This is a genomic window from Pseudomonas corni, from assembly GCF_057128765.1.
On record NZ_JBSKHW010000014.1, the window covers coordinates 27,336 to 44,940 of the forward strand.

Here is a 17,605-nt window from a genome sequence, read left to right on the forward strand (position 1 = left end):
GAGTCTGGCTTGCCGACGATCTGGCGCGCAGCGGCAGCAAAACCGGCGAACGCAATATGCCTGACACACCCCGCCACCTAGCTGAGGGCTGCTGCGCAACCCATCGTCGGCAAGCCGGACTCCTACGGCCTGCGGCCAGAATCAACAGCAGGACTGTAACGATCTCCCGCTTCTGCCGAAGGCGTAGGAGTCTGGCTTGCCGACGATCTGGCGCGCAGCGGCAGCAAAACCGGCGAACGCAATATGCCTGACACACCCCGCCACATGGCTGAGGGCTGCTGCGCAACCCATCGTCGGCAAGCCGGACTCCTACGGCCTGCGGCCAGAATCAAAAACAGGACAGTCCCGCTCCCCCGCTTCTCAAAGACCTATCCCCTAGGTTTGCCGTCAAAATCATCGGCAATAAAAAAGGACCTGACGCTTTGGTATAACCCCAGGCTATCGGTGTATGTGATGTTTTGACTAGACGCCGAGGTCGCTCTTTCACACACTCAGCGCAAGGTTTGCCGCCACTGATTGCGGACGAATCACTCATAACAAATACAAGAAAGAGGATCACCATGCCCATCGCATCCTTTCGACGCGCGTCCCGTTTGCTGCTCGGTTGCACGCTGCTCTGCGCCAGCGCTCTCCCCACTCTCGCCCTCGCCTGGGCACCCGACAAAAACGTCGAAATCATCGTCGCAGGCGGCCCCGGTGGCGGCACCGACCAGTTGGGCCGGCTGATCCAGTCGATCATCAGCACGCACAAATTCCTCGACGTGAACACCATCGTCCTCAACAAGGGCGGCGGCAATGGCGCCGAAGCCTTTCTCGACCTGAAGATGTCCAAGGGCGATGCCGACAAACTGGTCATCGGCACCAACAACATCTATCTGCTGCCGCTGGTCTCGAAACTCGGCTACGAGTGGAAAGAGCTGACGCCAGTTGCCGCCGTCGCCGAAGACGACTTCATCCTCTGGACCTACAAAGACGCGCCGTGGAAAGACGCCAAGGGCTTTTACGACGCCGTCAAAGCCGACCCCTCGAAAATGCGCATGGGTGGCAGCCAGTCCAAAGACGTCGATCAGACCCTCACCCTGCTGCTGAACCAGACCACCGGCAGCAAACTGGTGTACATCCCGTTCAAGAGTGGCAGCGAAGCCGCGACTCAGCTGGCTGGCAAGCACATCGCCGCCAACGTCAACAATCCCAGCGAAAGCATCAGCCAATGGCGCGGCGACCAAGTGCAACCGCTGTGCGTGTTCAGTAAAGAGCGCATGGGCTACACAGACAAGGTCGCAGGCGACAAATCCTGGGGTGATGTTCCGACATGCAAAGAAGAAGGATTGGGCGTCGATCAGTACCGTTTCCCACGCACCGTGTTCATGCCGGGTGATGTCAGCGCCGAACAGCGCGCGTTCTACACCGACTTGATGCGCAAGGTCAGTCAGACACCGGAGTTCAAGGCGTACGTCACGCAGAACGCACTGGTGCCCACTTTCCTCGAAGGCGATCAGCTAACGGCCTATATCGAGCAGGACACCGCCCGCGTCACTCCGGTGTTCAAAGAAGCTGGCTGGCTGCGCAACTGATCGACTTTGCCGCCGCTGGCCCGGAATAACGGGCAGCAGCGGCCACCTTCGGAGGTGACTCATGTCTCAATCTTCTCAATCGCCATCACTGGTCAGCACACGCTGCATCGAACTCGGCCTGTCGGTGTTTACATTCGCCATCGGCGCGGTGGTGATGTTCGGCAGTCTCGAACAAGGCATCGGCTGGGGCGACTCAGGCCCGGAGCCTGGCTATTTCCCCTTCTACATTGGCCTGTTGCTAAGCCTGGCGAGCCTGGCCAATGGCGTGTTGACGCTTGTGCGCTGGAAACCCCTGAGCCTGAGCTTCGTCAGCCGCGATCAGTTCAAACAGGTGCTGTCGGTGTTCATCCCGATTGCTTTGTTCGTCTGCGCCATGCCCTTCACTGGCATCTACATTGCCTCAGCGGTGTTCATCGCCTGGTTCATGTGGCGTGACAAGGTGCGCGCCAAACCCTACGGCAAATGGATGATCGGCAGCGTTTCCGGCGGTGCAGTGCTCGCCAGCTACCTGATCTTCGCCTTGTGGTTCAAGGTGCCGCTGGACGCAGGCCCCATGGGTGACTTGATCGCCATGGCTGGGAGATCGATGCGATGAGCGAGTTCGATTCCCTGCTGCAAGGCATGAACCTGATCCTCACGCCCGGTCACATCGGGCTGATGGTGATAGGCGTTTTACTGGGCATTCTGGTCGGCGTGCTACCCGGCCTCGGCGCGCCGAACGGTGTCGCACTGCTGTTGCCACTGACGTTCACCATGTCGCCGGTGTCGGCGATCATTCTGCTGTCGTGCATGTATTGGGGTGCGCTGTTTGGTGGATCGATCACGTCCATCCTGTTCAATATTCCCGGGGAGCCGTCGTCGGTGGCGACCACCTTCGACGGCTATCCCATGGCCCGCGAAGGCCGCGCCGCTGAAGCGCTGACCGCCGCATTCAGTTCGGCATTGATCGGCGCACTGGCCGGCGTGTTGCTGCTGACGTTCCTGTCCACTCGCATCGCCGCCTTTGCCATGACGTTCAGCTCGCCGGAGTTTTTCGCTGTGTATCTGTTGGCGTTCTGCACCTTCATCGGTATGAGCAAAAACCCGCCATTGAAAACCGTGGTCGCGATGATGATCGGCTTCGCCATGGCAGCCGTCGGCATGGATACCGTTTCCGGAAACTTGCGCCTGACCTTCGACCAACCCGTGTTGATGACCGGCATCAGTTTTGAAGTGGCGGTGATCGGCCTGTTCGGTATCGGCGAGATTCTTTGCACTGTTGAAGAAGGCCTGGTGTTTCGCGGCGAGCACGCACGCATCACCCCGATGGTGATTCTGCGCACTTGGGCAAAACTGCCCCGTTACTGGTTCACCATCCTGCGCAGTACGATTGTTGGCTGCTGGATGGGGGTGACGCCGGGCGGTCCTACAGCGGCATCGTTCATGAGCTACAGCATCGCCCGCCGTTTCTCGAAGAATCGTGAGAACTTCGGCAAAGGCGAACTCGAAGGCGTGATCGCCCCGGAAACTGCCGACCACGCAGCGGGCACGAGCGCCTTGCTGCCAATGCTGACGCTTGGGATTCCAGGTTCTGCCACCGCAGCCGTGATGCTCGGCGGCCTGATGATCTGGGGTTTGCACCCTGGCCCGACGCTGTTTGTCGAACAGCATGATTTCGTCTGGGGCCTGATCGCCAGCATGTACCTAGGCAATGTGGTCAGCCTGATCGTGGTGCTGGCGACTGTGCCGTTGTTCGCCTCGATCCTGCGCATTCCGTTCTCGATCATCGCGCCAATCATCATCATGGTCTGCGCCATCGGCGCGTACTCAGTGCATAACTCGATGTTCGACGTCATGTTGATGTTGGGCTTCGGCGCCCTGGGCTATCTGTTCAAGAAGCTCGGTTATCCGATTGCGCCGCTGGTGCTGGCCGCCGTGCTGGGCGACAAGGCCGAAGACGCCTTTCGCCAGTCGATGCTGTTTTCCGACGGGCAATTGGGCATCTTCTGGTCCAACCCGCTGGTGGGTAGCCTGACCACCGCCGCGCTGTTGATGCTGTTCTGGCCGCTGATCTCTGGCGGTATCAGTGCCCTCTTCGGCTGGCGCAGTCGTCACGCGTCCAAGCCCAAAACGCTGTGATCACACGCAACGCTGGCAACGTCCGGGATTTCTTGTCAGGCTCGCCGCAGACTTTACTGCGAGCGAGCCCCATGACCCGAATCCCTGCCGCCAACGTGATTCACAGCCGCCTGCGTCTGCGCCAACTGCGCCTGATGCTGGCGCTGCAGGAGTTCGGCTCGCTGCGCCGCGCCGCCGACAACATCGGCATGACCCAACCCGCCGCCACCAAAATGCTGCACGAAGCCGAGGACCTGCTCGGTGTCGAGTTGTTCGAACGTCTGCCACGTGGCATGCGCGCTACGCCGTTCGGTGAAACCGTCATTTATTACGCGCGCATGGTCTTCGCTGAACTGAGCGGCATGCGCGAAGAACTGGTAGCGCTGGAGTCCGGCAACCTCGGGCGCGTAGCCGTCGGCGCCATTCCGGCACTGGCTTCGGGGCTTTTGACGCGCACCATCGCCACACTGAAAAAGAGCCATCCGCGCTTGTCCATGAGCATTCAGGTCGACACCAGCGATGTGCTGGTACAAGCCTTGTTGCAGGATCAATTGGACGTGGTGCTGGGACGTATTCCCGGTGGCGCGCGGGCCGAAGAGTTGTTGTTCGACAGCCTGGGCGAAGAGGCGCTGTGCGTGATCGCAGGGGCACAAAATCCACTGGCGAAAGCCTCAGACCTGAGCTGGGCCACGTTGCAAAACGAGACCTGGGTTTTGCAGCAACACCCCAGCCCCATGCGCGCGATCATCAATCAGGTATTCCATAACGCTCGCGTCGATATCCCCAATAGCATCGTTGAAACCACTTCAATCATGACCTTGCTGTCTCTGGTGCAGCAGACCGACATGCTCGGCGTGACTCCCGTTTCGGTGGTCGAAGACTATCCGGGCCGCGACCTGCTCACCGTCCTGCCGATCAGCTTCGAAGCCCGCCTGCCGCCCTACGGCCTGATCACCCGCCGCCACCGTATTCAGTCCTCGGCAATGCAGGCGTTTATCAATTCGGTGAAGGCGGCGCAGCCGGGGTGAGTTGTGCCCGGATGAATTGAACTTGCTGTCATCTCGGCATTGCTCAACATGCTGCACCCTTAGTTATCACAATTCATTTAACTCTCCGTGAGGATTCGGGGACCTGCGGCTCGGGATAATTCAGTCATGCCCGATCGCAGCGCCCGCTGCACCCTTCAGCAATCCGAGCTTCAAGGAGATCCACCATGAAAACGTTAGCCACTGCAGTTCTGTCTCTGTGCATGGCGTTCGGCGCCGCCAGCGTGTTTGCCGCCGATACCATGAGCAACGACAGCATGAGCAAAGATTCGATGTCCAAAGACGCCATGTCTCAGGGCACGATGAAAAAAGACATGTCCAAAGATGCGATGAGCAAAGACGGCATGAAAACAGACACCATGAAGAAGGACGGCATGTCCCAGGATTCGATGAGCAAAGACGGCACCAAGCACGATGCGATGTCCAAAGACGCGATGAAAAAAGGCGCCATGAGTCAGTAAGTATCTAGCTGATCTCCAAAAGCCCGCTTCGGCGGGCTTTTCGTTGGGCGAAGAGCTCAGCTGTAACAAAGATACGGTGCATCGCACATTGCCGAGTGAACAAAAACCCTGTGGGAGCGGACCTGTCCGCGAAGGGGCCAGTACATTCAACACATTTTCTGCGTCAGAAATGACGTCTTCGCGGACAGGTCCGCTCCCACGGGCGTTGCACCTGCACCGAGAAAACATTGTGGCCAGGCAACAGCGATTGCCTATCGCCCCCAAGAAAAAAACGAACCAACCCGCCTCGCCCTCCTCTTACGTCCCAGTGCCTTACCCACCGTTCAGCCAGACGACCGGTCTGGCAGCGTCCGCTGTCTACAGCGACACTCCTTACATCAGAAGAAGAGGATTCCCACATGCTATGGAAAAAAGGACGTCGCAGTGACAACGTCGTCGATGCGCGCGATGAATCAGGTGGTGGCGGCGGTGGGATGCGCATTGGTGGCAAGGGGTTGGGCATTGGCGGGATTGTGATCATCGTGGCGTTCGGTTTGTTGACCGGCCAGGACCCAATGCAGATCCTCAGTGAGATCACCGGGCAGTCCGGCCAGACCACAGCGGTCAGCCCGCAGACCAAGCAAGCGCCGCCTGCCAACGATGAACAAGCTGACTTCGTGCGCGCCATCCTTGGCGATACCGAAGACACGTGGGGTCAAGTCTTCCAGCAAGCCGGACGTCAATATAAAAACCCGACACTGATCCTTTTCCGCGGTCAGGTGCAATCGGCCTGTGGCTTCGCGTCGTCGGCCAGTGGACCGTTTTATTGCCCGGCAGATCAACGTGTGTATCTGGACATGGAATTCTTCCAAGAAATGTCGCAACGCTTCAAGGCCGCCGGGGATTTCGCTCAGGCTTACGTGATCGCGCATGAAGTCGGCCACCATGTACAGACGTTACTGGGTGTTTCGGATAAAGTGCAGGCAGCGCGTCAGCGAGGCCAACGCATGGAAGGCGATAACGGCTTGCTGGTGCGTCAGGAGTTGCAGGCCGACTGCCTCGCTGGCGTCTGGGCTTTCAATGCGCAAAAGCGTTTGAACTGGCTTGAACCCGGCGATATTGAAGAGGCGCTGAACGCGGCCAATGCCATTGGCGATGACCGTTTGCAGCAACAAAGCCAAGGCCGTGTCGTGCCGGACTCATTTACTCACGGGTCGTCCGCCCAACGCGTTCGCTGGTTCAAGACCGGCTTCGCCCAAGGCCAAATCAACCAATGCGATACATTCGCCGCGAAGAGCCTCTGATCACATGATGAAACCGCTTTCGATCCTGTTGTTGGGCACCCTGCTGAGCATGACGGCTCACGCTGCGGATCAGGCGGTCAAATCCATCAGCCCAGACCGGCTGTTGATCAACGGCAGCAGTCAGGCGACGCTGGGCTTGAGTCAGAGCTGGACCCGGCCCAGTCCGCAGATTCAGCGGGTGGTCATTGTGTTCCACGGTCGGTTGCGCAATGCCCAGACGTACCTGCGCAGTGTAGAACGCGCCGCGAATCAGTCGCGGCAGCGCTCGAAAACTCTGTTGATCGCGCCGCAGTTTCTCGACGAGAAAGACATCACCGCCCACCACTTGCCGGAAACCGTGCTGCGCTGGCACGCCAACGACTGGATGGCGGGTGATAAATCCGAAGGCGCCAAGCCTGTCAGTTCGTTCGTGGTCATCGACCATATTCTCAAGCGCCTGAGCGACAGCAAGCTGTTCCCGAATCTGAAAGAGATCGTGATCGCCGGCCATTCCGGCGGCGCGCAAGTGGTTCAGCGCTACGCGATGATTGGCGGCAAGGAAGACGCGCTGCTCAAGAAAGAAGGCATCAAGCTGCGTTACGTGATCGCCAACCCCTCGTCCTACGCCTACTTCGACGCGCAACGCCCACACCCTGTGGACGCGGCGAGCTGCCCGACCTTCGACACCTGGAAATACGGCCTGAACAAGTTGCCGGCCTACGCGGAAAAGGACACGCCGGCTGAAATCGAAGCGGCGTACGTCAAGCGCGATATCACGTATCTGCTCGGCGAGAAGGACATCGACCCCAATCACCCGGCGCTGGACAAGGATTGTGGCGCAGAGGCCCAAGGGCCGTTCCGGCTGGCACGGGGCAAGAATTACTTTGAATACCTGACCAAGCGCCACCCCGAAGGCCTGAATCAGCGCCTGGTCGAAGTGCCGAACGTGGGGCATAACGGCGACGAGATTTTCACCTCGCCTGAGGGGCAGGCGGCGTTGTTCAGGCCTTAGCGCCTGAATCCTGTAGGAGCGCGCTTGCCCGCGAAAACGTCAAAAGTATCAATGCATTTTTGGCGTCTGATGAATCGTTCGCGGACAAGCGCATTCCTACAATCGAATGCGCAGCCGTGCAGGTCATGCGTTGATCATTGATCTGAGCGCCAGACAATCCTGTGCATGCCAATCCGTCAGCTCCGGCCAGGGATTGTTCGGCAGGTTAACCAGCACGGTCTGCGTGCCCGCCGCCCGTCCGCAGGCCAGGTCGAATTGATAATCCCCGACCATGACCATCTGCGACGGCTCGACACTCCAGGCGTTCGCCAACTTCAATAAACCGCCAGGATCTGGCTTGGGTGGCGCTTCGTCGCGGCCCAGTACGTCCTCGACCGCAAAGCAATCGGCAAGACCAATCGCCTCAAGCGTCACATGCGCAAGCTCGCGGGCATTGCGGGTCAGAATGCCCAGTCGAATACCTCGCGCCGCCAGCTCGCGCACCAGGTCCACAGCACCAACGGCAGGCCGCGAGCCCAGCGCCAGTTCACGTTCGTGCTCAAGCAGCCACGCGTGTTTGGCCGCACTAACGTCGGTGGGCAGCGCTGCAAGATGGGTGAGGATGTCGTCTTCAAGAGGGATGTCCAGCGCGCGCTTGATCGCCGGAAAGTCATGCACGGCGATGGTCAGCGTGCCGTCCATGTCGAACACCCAATGGCGCAACTGGCTCAGGCTCATGCCCAATCCTTGCGATGGCGAATCAGACCTTCCTGACTGACCGACGCCACCAGTTGTCCGGCGCGGTTATAAACGCTCCCACGGGAAAAACCACGGGAATTGCCAGCCCATGGGCTGTCCATCGCGTAGAGCAGCCACTCGTCCGCGCGCAGGTCGCCGTGAAACCACAACGAATGATCGAGACTGGCGATTTGCATGTCTTTCTGCCACACCGTCTTGCCGTGGGGGCCGAGCGAGGTGGTCAGCAGGTTGAAGTCCGACGCGTAAGCGAGCAGGTATTTGTGCAGCGCGGGGATGTCCGGCAACGTGCCATCGGCGCGAAACCAGATGTACTGCACCGGATCGCCGGGCACCGGGTTGTAAGGATCTTTTTTGGTCACCGGGCGAAATTCGATGGGCTTGGGGCAGAGCAACTTGTCTTTCATGTGCTCGGGAATCAGGTGCTCGCGCTGGCGCATCAGCTCAAGCTCGGAGGGCAGGTTTTCCGGCCCCACTACGTCAGGCATTTGGCTCTGATGTTCAAAACCCGCTTCGTCGTATTGAAACGACGCGCTGCACGTGAAAATCGGATGCCCCTTCTGAATGGCCGTCACGCGACGGGTGCTGAAGCTGCCGCCGTCCCGCACTCGGTCCACTTGATACACCACCGGCAACAGCGCATCGCCCGGGCGCAGAAAGTAGCCGTGCAAAGAGTGAACGTGGCGCGCTTCTTCAACCGTTTGACTGGCCGCTGACAGTGACTGTCCCAACACCTGCCCGCCGAACAGCTGGCGAAAACCAAGGTCCTGGCTGCGCCCGCGGAAGAGGTTTTCTTCAATCGGTTCCAGGCTCAGCAGCGACACCAGATCATCCAGCACTTGGCTCATTGGGGGTTCCTCACACATGAAAATATCCCGCATAAAACAACGCCGCGCACATCGAGTGGCGGCGATCCGCGTTGTTTGCAGGACGGATTGGGCGAAATGATACAGGGGTTTGTAGTCCGATTCTCGCGCAGCGTGGAAGGGATTGATCGTGATTACAGCGTGGCGAGCCATTGCTGACGATTGATCCGATACAGCACGTGCGGTTTCAGCGGATGGCCGTCTGGCAGGTTGGGATGTGCGAAGTCGTCGTCCGGATTATTGTGCATGCCGATGGCCTGCATGACCTTCTGCGACGGCTGATTGTTGACCGCCGTGAACGATACGATTTCGTCCAGATCCAGATGCTCGAAGCCGCAGCCCATCGCAGTCCACGCCGCTTCGCTGGCAAATCCCAGCCCCCAGTGTTCACGCGCCAGGCGCCAGCCGATTTCCACCGCCGGGGTGAAATGGGCGTCGAAACCCACGACGCACAGCCCGGTGAAGCCGATAAATTGACCCGTGTCCTTGCGCTCAAGAGCCCACAAGCCGAAGCCATATTCGGCAAAATGCCCGCGAATACGCCCAATCAGCTTGGCGCTGTCGAGGCGGCTCATGGCGTTGGGGAAAAACTTCATGACCTGCGGGTCCGCGCACATGAGTGCAAAGGCGGGCAAATCATCATCTCGCCATTGACGCATCAACAAGCGTGCGCTGTTGAGCTCAAGTATCGGCTCCATCGACATCTCCCATCCCAGCCTGTGATCGACTCGCCAGCGCTTTGCGAGCCACGGCGTTAAAGGCTGTGCGGCGCCCGGCATTACTGGCAAGATCGCCGTTCAATCCGCACTCGTAAACATCATGTCCCTGCCGCTCATCTACCACGAAGACTACAGCCCGGACTTCCCGGCGGATCATCGTTTTCCGATGGACAAGTTCCGTTTGCTTCACGACCACCTTATCGACACCGGCTTGACCACAGATGCTCAATTGTTTCGCCCGGAGGTTTGTCCGAGGGAGATTCTGGCGCTCGCACATGACCCTTCCTACATCCGCCGGTACATGGATGGCGATCTTTCCCGCGAAGATCAACGCCGTCTCGGCTTGCCATGGAGCGAGGATCTGGCACGCAGAACGGTGCGTGCAGTAGGCGGGTCGCTGCTGACGGCAGAAAAAGCGCTGCAACACGGTATGGCCTGCCATTTGGCCGGCGGAACGCACCACGCCCATTACGACTACCCCGCAGGATTCTGCATTTTTAATGATCTGGCGGTGATCAGCCAATTCCTGTTGCAGAGCGGTCGCGTTGATCGGGTCCTGATCTTCGACTGCGATGTGCACCAGGGCGACGGCACGGCGCGCATTCTGGCGGACACAGACGAGGCGATCACTGTGTCGCTGCACTGTGAAAAAAACTTCCCCGCGCGCAAGGCGCAAAGCGATTGGGACATCCCGCTGCCCATGGGCATGGGCGACGATGAGTATTTGAAAGTCGTGGATGAAACTCTCAATTACCTGCTGCCGTTTTATCAACCGGATCTGGTGCTGTATGACGCAGGCGTGGATGTACACAAGGATGACGCGCTGGGCTACCTGCAGCTGACAGACCAGGGCGTCGCCCGGCGGGATGAGGCGGTATTGCGCCATTGCCTGGGCCGCAACATCCCGGTGATGGGCGTGATTGGCGGCGGATACAGCAAAGACCGCGAAGCACTGGCACGACGACACGGCATCCTGCATCACAGTGCGCAGCGGGTTTGGGTGTCGGAGGGGTTGTAGGTTCGCAAGCCACTCTCTTGTAGGAGCGCGCTTGCCCGCGAAAGATTCTACACACGATAAAGATGGCTGGATTCTGAAGACCCTATCGCGGGCAAGCGCGCTCCTACAGGTCCGTCGTTAGTTACCCACATCCGCTGTGGAGCGGCCTGTGGATAACCTGAGTGCAACACGGTAACCGCCCGCAAACGCGGGGCTTGGCGCGACCTGTACGTTTTTTGCTCAATAGTTGTCCACAGGTCACTCGTTTGCCTTGAGCGTCGGGTAGAATGCGCGACCTTCTTCGCCAGTTCCTGCTCGCCATGACCTCGACAGCCACCTCAACTTCTCAATCAGTCGCCATTATCGGCGGTGGCCCTACTGGCCTGATGGCGGCCGAAGTGCTGAGTCAGGCAGGCGTCAAAGTGGATGTCTATGACGGCATGCCCTCGGTAGGTCGCAAGTTCCTGCTGGCAGGGGTTGGCGGTATGAACATCACCCATTCCGAGGCTTATCCAGCGTTTGTGTCGCGGTACGCCGAGCGCGCGCCGATGATTGCGCCGCTACTGCGTGGCTTCGGCGCTGACGATCTGTGCCAATGGATTCACAAGCTCGGAATCGAGACGTTCATCGGCAGCTCAGGCCGGGTCTTTCCCACCGACATGAAAGCCGCTCCGCTGTTGCGCGCCTGGCTCAAGCGTCTGCGTGACGGCGGCGTGGTTATCCACACCCGCCATCGGTGGTTGGGCTGGAACGACGACGGCAGTCTGCTGATCGACAGCCCTGGTGGCGAACTGTCCATCGCCCCCGCCGCTACGTTGCTCGCTTTGGGCGGCGCCAGTTGGCCGCGATTAGGTTCCAACGGCGCGTGGTTTGAACTGCTAAAAGCGCGAGGCATCCCACTCGCACCGTTGCAAGCCGCCAACTGCGGTTTCGAGGTCGCATCTTGGAGCGAGCTGCTGCGCAGCAAGTTTGCGGGTGCGCCGCTCAAGAACATCGCCATCGGCCTGCAAGGCCACTCCCTGCGATTGGGCGAATGCGTGATCACCGAAACCGGCGTGGAAGGCAGCCTGATTTACGCGTTGTCAGCGCAGATTCGTGGGGCGATCAACCGACAGGGCTCAGCCACGGTTGAAGTCGATCTGCTGCCCGGTAAAGCGCTTGGCGATGTCGAAAAAGCCCTGAGCAAACCCCGTGGTTCGCGTTCGATGTCCAAGCATTTGCACAGCCAGCTGAACCTCGACGGCGCGAAAGCAGCGTTGCTGCGAGAGTTGGCGCCAGCCAGCGCGTTCGCTGACCCGATGTTGCTGGCGCAGGCGCTAAAAGCGTTGCCGCTGACGCTGATCAAACCGCGCCCTCTGGACGAAGCCATCAGTACTGCTGGTGGTGTGCCTTTTGAGGCTTTGGACCAGCGCTCGATGCTCACCACATTGCCGGGGGTATTCTGCGCCGGTGAAATGCTCGACTGGGAGGCCCCAACGGGCGGCTACTTGCTCACAGGCTGTTTTGCCAGTGGACGAGCAGCCGGTCTTGGGATGTTGGAGTGGCTGCGGCGCGATTGAATCGCGCGCGACCGCTCATGCTCAGGCGATGCGATCCAGCCGTTGCTTGATTGCCGGGGCGTCCTGTGGAATCTGCGCAGCCCTGGCCTTCGCCGCACTGACGCCGGTGATCCGTTTGCCCAACTCATACCCCTTCATCTCGATGTACTTGTGCGCCAGTGCGGCAATGCCTAACGCGGCGATCACGACGGCCACGACCATCAAGTTATTGGCCCACAGCGATCCGGTGTCCATGAACCGTTGCCCGTTAATCATCGGCGCCAGTTCTTGGCCCGTGAATTTTTGCGCCACGATGAACACCGTCGACAAGCAGAACAATAAGGCGGCGTGAGTCATGTAGATCGAATACGACAGCTTGCCCAACAGCACGAAAAAGCTCGTCTTTAGAAACGTCGACACCAGCCCGCCTTCAAAGGCGAACAGTAGCACCAGCCCGCAGAAGAACAGGCCGCCGATGGGAGAGCGGTATTCGAAATCATTCATGACGATCACGTACGTGGCGTACATCAGCACGCATTCCAAAACGGTCATCAGCCACAACGTCGGTACAAATTTGTCGCGAATTTGCAGATAAGCCACGTAAGTCACGTTGCCGGCAAAAAAGCACGAGAGCCCTTGCAGCGCACGTTCTACCAGCAAGTCGCTACCGCTGAAAATCACCCCAAACGCGATCAACGACACGCAGGCGAACAGCGCAAATCGCGTCTTCATCGCGAACATGCACAAGCCGCCAAACAGCATGTATATGTAGAACTCGATGCTGATGGTCCAGGACGGATAGTTGAACGACATGGTTTCAGTCAGTGTGGTCCAGGCCTGGACCAGCAGCAGATTGGGCAAGATTTCCGACGGCGCAAAAAGGCCGGTGAACGGGACGTTATTAAAATAAAAACCCTTTTTGTAGGCCGTCCAGCGTACCAGCTCAAATGTGATGAACACCGCCAGCATCACAAGGTGCAGAGGATAGAGACGGAACACCCGTGAGATGAAAAACGACTTGAACGTCAGATGGGCCTTCATGCCGTAGGTGTGCGCCAACACAAAACCGCTGAGCACAAAGAAGAAGTTGAGCAAGACTTCGGCGTGGCGAAAGAAAGGGAGCTCGGTGAACGAACCTACAACGTGCAGATGATAAAAAACCACCAGGAGCGCGCAGACTCCTCTAAAGCTATCAAGTGTCGTAAATCGCTGAGCAGGTTTCATAACGCGACATCCTTGCTGGTCCGTGGAATCTTGATCGGTGAGGCTTGAGAGGGCGGCCAGTGCACACGTTATTTTGTTCAGCGATAGGCAAACAGTTGAATTATTTCATCCCTGATACATTTGCCATTGGAATGTTGACGCCAGTATTTGCCGAGCATGGGTTGCAGCAATAAGTGCGATGAATCGCAGGGGATATGGGTGATGAATTCGCAGCATTTGAGCCCACCGATTGCTGGACCTGCTTTTTTTTAAAAACGCTGGGCCCTCGGTCACGTCGACCCATTGCAGCGTTGAAGCTCATGCCTTGAAATTTGACGCGCTAATTTCTGACGGCGCGCATTCAGATATTCAAACCCCAGCCGATAGCCATGAAGACGTGAACACTCTGCTGGCTTGAACAAGAACAACCTTCCAGCCGCTTGATTTAAAAAATTGAAACACTGGAGGTTTTGGATGAATAGCTGGTTTGCAAACATCAGCGTCAACATGAAATTGGCGCTCGGCTTTGGCGTCGTATTGTTCTTTACTGCCCTGCTTGCAGTGACCGGCTGGACCAGTCTGGGCAGCCTGATTGAACGCAGTGAGCGGATGAACGACATCTCCGACCTCAGCGATCAACTGACCAAACTGCGCGTGACCCGCCTGCAGTACATGATTGCCAATGGCGATGACACCGCAGCCCAGGCCGTACAGAACGCGATGGACGGCTACAAGGCCCTGCAGCAATCGCTGCTGGCTCGCTTTACCAATCCGCTTAACCTCAAGCCGCTCAACGCGTTGGCTGAACAGACGGGTGCCTATCAAAAGTCGCTGGACAAGATGCGCGACGGCTATCGCACCAGCACCAACGTTCGCGCCGAAATGGGCGTCAATGCCGTCAAAGGCGCGGAGCTTATCAACGTCATTAACGATGATGTCGTGCGTCTCGATGCGACCGACGAGCGCCGGTTCGCGCAATACCAGGCAATCATCAAGGCCAAAGAAGACCTGATGCTGGTGCGTTACGAAGTGCGTGGCTTCACCGCCAGCCCGAACGCCAAGACAGAAGAGACCGCACTGCGTCAGCTGGAAACCGCGATCAGCGGCATGGCGCCGCTCAAGGCTGCATTCGCCGATACCCAGGCCGATCGACTCAAGCAACTGGAGGCCTCGCTGCTGAACTACCGCACCTCGGTGCAGGGTTTCCAGGCCGCCAACAGCCAGATTGTGGCTGCCCGCACAGAAATGACCGATGAGGGCGCAGCTATCGTCAAACTCAACGGCGAGCTGCACGATCTTCAGCAAAGCCTGCGTGATCAGGACAGCCAGAACGCCCGCAACCTGCAGATTGGCACAACCTTGCTGGCGCTGATTTTCGGCACGCTGGCGGCGCTAATCATTACGCGACAAATCACCCGTCCGTTGCAGCAGACCCTGGCGGTGGTAGATCGCATCGCATCTGGTGATCTGTCACAGACGCTGGTGGTCACACGCCGCGACGAAATCGGCGTGCTGCAACAAGGCATTCAGCGCATGGGCGCGACCTTGCGTGACTTGATCGGCGGCATCCGCGACAGCGTTACCCAAATCGCCAGCGCGGCCGAGGAGTTGTCAGCCGTTACCGAACAGACCAGCGCTGGCGTTAACAGCCAGAAGGTTGAAACCGATCAGGTTGCCACCGCGATGCACGAGATGTCAGCCACTGTGCAAGAAGTCGCGCGCAACGCCGAGCAGGCCTCGGTTGCCGCATCCGCTGCCGATCAACAGGCGCGCGACGGCGATAAGGTTGTCGGCGAAGCCATTGCCCAGATCGAGAAGCTGGCCAATGAAGTCGGCCGTTCGACTGAAGCGATGACCGTGCTGGAGCAGGAAAGCGACAAGATCGGCAAAGTCATGGACGTGATCAAGGCCGTCGCGCAACAAACCAACCTGCTAGCACTGAATGCTGCCATCGAGGCGGCCCGTGCCGGTGAGGCCGGTCGTGGTTTTGCGGTAGTGGCCGATGAGGTCCGGGGCCTGGCCCAGCGCACTCAGCAGTCCACCGAAGAAATCGAAGGGCTGGTGGCTGGTCTGCAGAACGGTACGCGGCAGGTGTCGGACATCATGCTAAGCAGTCGTACCCTGACCGACAGCAGCGTCGCCCTGACCCGCAAAGCCGGTACATCGCTCAACAGCATCACCCAGACCGTTTCCAACATTCAGGCGATGAACCAGCAAATCGCCGCCGCAGCCGAACAGCAAAGCTCGGTGGCCGAAGAGATCAGCCGCAGTATCCTCAATGTGCGCGACGTCTCCGAACAGACCGCCGCCGCCAGCGAAGAAACCGCCGCCTCCAGCGTCGAACTCGCTCGTCTGGGTAATCAGCTGCAAATGCTGGTGAGTCATTTCAAAGTTTGATCTTGCTACCTGCGCTGGGTTTCGATGCCCGGCGCAGGTACTTTTTAATCATTTTGAGGACGTAAGTTGTTTTTTTAATAATAATGGCGAGTACTTAACGGTTTTGAGAGGCTCCGATGAGCAATCTTGCAGGCTATGCATGGCTGACTCACACCTACCGCGTTGCACTCTGCCAGCCGTTAAAGGTCCGCAGCCACATCGGCAGCAGCCGTAAAGACGTCACCTCCGACGGCGTTACAGAACAAACCTTCCCCGCCCAATATCAGCCAGGCCCCATCCTGAGCGAGCATCTTACTTTTGCGTTTAAGCGCGAGCCTATCCACCTGGAGTGTCTGGCGAGATTATTCTCAACGCTTGATCCTGCCGAGCTTGAGCATTGGATTGATGCGGAACCCACCGGGCAATATGCTCGAAAAGCCTGCTTTCTGTACGAATGGCTGACTCAAAAAACATTAGCTCGTGATGATTTGAACAAAGGCAACTATGTCCCCTTGCTGGACGAGAAGCTCTACCTGACCAGCGTCAATCCTTCGCGAAACACTCGCTGGCGAATCGTCGACAATCTACCCGGCACCCCTGCATTTTGTCCGATGATCCGGATCACTCCCGCCCTGACCGAGCTTATTCAATACGATCTGGATGCAGCACTTGCGCTGCTTGGGGTCGAGTTCGGACCAGACACTCTGTTGCGCAGCGCCGTTTGGCTGACCATCAAGGAAAGTAAATCCAGTTTTGCCATTGAGCATGAAGAACAAAAAGTCGACCGCATCAAACGCTTCGCTGCTGTCATGGAGCAACGCTGCGGTCAGGGCCAGCCGCCGCTGAGTGCTGATCAGATTGAGTCAATTCAACAGGCGATTTTGGGTCCAAGGGCGCTGTCCTACGGTATTCGAAAGTCCCCGGTATTTGTTGGGCAGACGCGAGGGTTCCAGAACGTTTTGCATTACCTGGCGCCGGGCTGGCAGCAGGTTGAAGGCATGCTCAACGGGCTCATGAATTTCGAGAAAAAAACCCGTGGCAGATCGTCGATCTTGAGAGCTGCGGCGATTTCATTTGGATTCGTTTATATACACCCACTCAGCGACGGCAACGGTCGTATCTCACGCTTTCTGGTGAACGACATATTGCGACGAGATCACTACCTTCCCGCGCCCTACATCCTCCCTGTATCGGCGGTTATGCAAGATCACAGTCTTCGTCCGCAAAACTACGATCAGGTGCTTGACGAGTTTTCCCGGCCTTTGATGCAGGCCATCGAAAGCGAGGTGCATTTCGATGAGTATGTGAAATACCAGGACGGTGTCGAGTCAAACCTGAAGTACGAAGGGTACGACGTGACCGGGCCTGCGTGGCGGTATATCGACATGACCTCCCACGGCGAATACATGGCACGTGTGATTCGCCAGACCGTCGATAAGGAGATGCGTGATGAAGCGAGCATTCTTCGTGATCACTATCTGCTGCGCGAGGCGATCAAAAATATTGTGGAAGGCCCGGATGCGGACATTGACCGAATAATCCGCTCCATCCATCAATCTGGAGAACACGTCAGCAACAAACTCCTCAGGCAATATCCGTTACTGGCTGACGAAGCAATCCTGAAAGAAATCATCGCGATCGTGCAACGGTATCTGCGCTAGACATACCTGACGTACTCAAGAAAGGGATTTACTCGGCGTCCTTTTCCCACATACTGCC

At 58.2% G+C, this 17,605-nt stretch carries 15 protein-coding genes; 11 read left to right on the forward strand and 4 right to left on the reverse strand.

The window, feature by feature from the left end:
• Positions 1-560 precede the first annotated feature (560 nt).
• From ACWKV9_RS20455 to ACWKV9_RS20485, 7 genes are all read left to right on the forward strand, one after another.
• The gene (locus ACWKV9_RS20455) at positions 561-1,574 is read left to right on the forward strand and encodes a Bug family tripartite tricarboxylate transporter substrate binding protein (protein WP_483837955.1); all 1,014 of its coding nucleotides are present in this window, start codon (positions 561-563) and stop codon (positions 1,572-1,574) included.
• A 61-nt stretch (positions 1,575-1,635) separates the two neighbouring features.
• Entirely contained in the window at positions 1,636-2,169 is a 534-nt protein-coding gene (locus ACWKV9_RS20460) for a tripartite tricarboxylate transporter TctB family protein (RefSeq protein ID WP_483837956.1), read from the forward strand.
• Positions 2,166-3,692, forward strand: coding sequence for a tripartite tricarboxylate transporter permease (locus ACWKV9_RS20465; protein ID WP_483837957.1), 1,527 nt, complete (start codon positions 2,166-2,168; stop codon positions 3,690-3,692). The genes ACWKV9_RS20460 and ACWKV9_RS20465 overlap by 4 nt, the downstream gene beginning before the upstream one ends.
• A 71-nt stretch (positions 3,693-3,763) precedes the next feature.
• The gene (locus tag ACWKV9_RS20470; protein WP_483837958.1) at positions 3,764-4,699 is read left to right on the forward strand and encodes a LysR family transcriptional regulator; all 936 of its coding nucleotides are present in this window, start codon (positions 3,764-3,766) and stop codon (positions 4,697-4,699) included.
• A gap of 185 nt (positions 4,700-4,884) precedes the next feature.
• A complete protein-coding gene (locus tag ACWKV9_RS20475; protein WP_483837959.1) occupies positions 4,885-5,178 on the forward strand; it encodes a pentapeptide MXKDX repeat protein in 294 nt (97 codons plus the stop codon).
• Positions 5,179-5,576: 398 nt separating this feature from the next.
• Entirely contained in the window at positions 5,577-6,461 is an 885-nt protein-coding gene (gene ypfJ / locus ACWKV9_RS20480; RefSeq protein ID WP_483837960.1) for a KPN_02809 family neutral zinc metallopeptidase, read from the forward strand.
• A gap of 4 nt (positions 6,462-6,465) precedes the next feature.
• Positions 6,466-7,452, forward strand: coding sequence for an alpha/beta hydrolase (locus ACWKV9_RS20485; protein ID WP_483837961.1), 987 nt, complete (start codon positions 6,466-6,468; stop codon positions 7,450-7,452).
• Positions 7,453-7,575: 123 nt separating this feature from the next.
• Here ACWKV9_RS20485 and ACWKV9_RS20490 read toward each other — a convergent pair whose 3' ends face one another.
• From ACWKV9_RS20490 to ACWKV9_RS20500, 3 genes are all read right to left on the reverse strand, one after another.
• Entirely contained in the window at positions 7,576-8,169 is a 594-nt protein-coding gene (locus ACWKV9_RS20490) for an HAD family hydrolase (protein ID WP_483837962.1), read from the reverse strand.
• The gene (tesB, locus tag ACWKV9_RS20495; protein ID WP_483837963.1) at positions 8,166-9,035 is read right to left on the reverse strand and encodes an acyl-CoA thioesterase II; all 870 of its coding nucleotides are present in this window, start codon (positions 9,033-9,035) and stop codon (positions 8,166-8,168) included. The genes ACWKV9_RS20490 and tesB overlap by 4 nt, the downstream gene beginning before the upstream one ends.
• Positions 9,036-9,187: 152 nt before the next feature.
• Positions 9,188-9,751 (reverse strand): GNAT family N-acetyltransferase, encoded by a 564-nt coding sequence (locus ACWKV9_RS20500; RefSeq protein WP_483837964.1) that lies wholly within the window; start codon positions 9,749-9,751, stop codon positions 9,188-9,190.
• Positions 9,752-9,872: 121 nt separating this feature from the next.
• Between ACWKV9_RS20500 and ACWKV9_RS20505 the strand changes: the two genes are divergently transcribed.
• Both ACWKV9_RS20505 and ACWKV9_RS20510 read left to right on the forward strand, forming a co-directional pair.
• Positions 9,873-10,790 carry a histone deacetylase family protein gene (locus tag ACWKV9_RS20505; protein ID WP_483837965.1) on the forward strand — a complete coding sequence of 306 codons (918 nt, stop codon included), beginning with the start codon at positions 9,873-9,875 and terminating at the stop codon, positions 10,788-10,790.
• A gap of 299 nt (positions 10,791-11,089) precedes the next feature.
• Positions 11,090-12,328, forward strand: a complete 1,239-nt coding sequence (locus ACWKV9_RS20510) for a TIGR03862 family flavoprotein (protein WP_483838089.1) — start codon at positions 11,090-11,092, stop codon at positions 12,326-12,328.
• 21 nt (positions 12,329-12,349) lie between these two features.
• On the opposite strand, the gene ACWKV9_RS20515 is transcribed toward ACWKV9_RS20510, so the two are convergent.
• Positions 12,350-13,531 carry an acyltransferase family protein gene (locus ACWKV9_RS20515; protein WP_483837966.1) on the reverse strand — a complete coding sequence of 394 codons (1,182 nt, stop codon included), beginning with the start codon at positions 13,529-13,531 and terminating at the stop codon, positions 12,350-12,352.
• A gap of 453 nt (positions 13,532-13,984) precedes the next feature.
• On the opposite strand from ACWKV9_RS20515, the gene ACWKV9_RS20520 reads away from it, so the two are divergent.
• The gene (locus ACWKV9_RS20520; RefSeq protein WP_483837967.1) at positions 13,985-15,907 is read left to right on the forward strand and encodes a HAMP domain-containing methyl-accepting chemotaxis protein; all 1,923 of its coding nucleotides are present in this window, start codon (positions 13,985-13,987) and stop codon (positions 15,905-15,907) included.
• A 116-nt stretch (positions 15,908-16,023) separates the two neighbouring features.
• A complete protein-coding gene (locus ACWKV9_RS20525) occupies positions 16,024-17,547 on the forward strand; it encodes a Fic family protein (protein WP_483837968.1) in 1,524 nt (507 codons plus the stop codon).
• Positions 17,548-17,605 lie beyond the last annotated feature (58 nt).

Coding starts and splice junctions, on each gene's coding strand:
- ACWKV9_RS20460 (WP_483837956.1), top strand. CDS start 1,636: ATGTCTCAATCTTCTCAATCGCCATCACTGGTCAGCACACGCTGCATC.
- ACWKV9_RS20510 (WP_483838089.1), top strand. CDS start 11,090: ATGACCTCGACAGCCACCTCAACTTCTCAATCAGTCGCCATTATCGGC.
- ACWKV9_RS20465 (WP_483837957.1), top strand. CDS start 2,166: ATGAGCGAGTTCGATTCCCTGCTGCAAGGCATGAACCTGATCCTCACG.
- ypfJ (WP_483837960.1), top strand. CDS start 5,577: ATGCTATGGAAAAAAGGACGTCGCAGTGACAACGTCGTCGATGCGCGC.
- ACWKV9_RS20505 (WP_483837965.1), top strand. CDS start 9,873: ATGTCCCTGCCGCTCATCTACCACGAAGACTACAGCCCGGACTTCCCG.
- ACWKV9_RS20475 (WP_483837959.1), top strand. CDS start 4,885: ATGAAAACGTTAGCCACTGCAGTTCTGTCTCTGTGCATGGCGTTCGGC.
- ACWKV9_RS20485 (WP_483837961.1), top strand. CDS start 6,466: ATGATGAAACCGCTTTCGATCCTGTTGTTGGGCACCCTGCTGAGCATG.
- tesB (WP_483837963.1), bottom strand. CDS start 9,035: ATGAGCCAAGTGCTGGATGATCTGGTGTCGCTGCTGAGCCTGGAACCG.
- ACWKV9_RS20520 (WP_483837967.1), top strand. CDS start 13,985: ATGAATAGCTGGTTTGCAAACATCAGCGTCAACATGAAATTGGCGCTC.
- ACWKV9_RS20500 (WP_483837964.1), bottom strand. CDS start 9,751: ATGGAGCCGATACTTGAGCTCAACAGCGCACGCTTGTTGATGCGTCAA.
- ACWKV9_RS20455 (WP_483837955.1), top strand. CDS start 561: ATGCCCATCGCATCCTTTCGACGCGCGTCCCGTTTGCTGCTCGGTTGC.
- ACWKV9_RS20490 (WP_483837962.1), bottom strand. CDS start 8,169: ATGAGCCTGAGCCAGTTGCGCCATTGGGTGTTCGACATGGACGGCACG.
- ACWKV9_RS20525 (WP_483837968.1), top strand. CDS start 16,024: ATGAGCAATCTTGCAGGCTATGCATGGCTGACTCACACCTACCGCGTT.
- ACWKV9_RS20515 (WP_483837966.1), bottom strand. CDS start 13,531: ATGAAACCTGCTCAGCGATTTACGACACTTGATAGCTTTAGAGGAGTC.
- ACWKV9_RS20470 (WP_483837958.1), top strand. CDS start 3,764: ATGACCCGAATCCCTGCCGCCAACGTGATTCACAGCCGCCTGCGTCTG.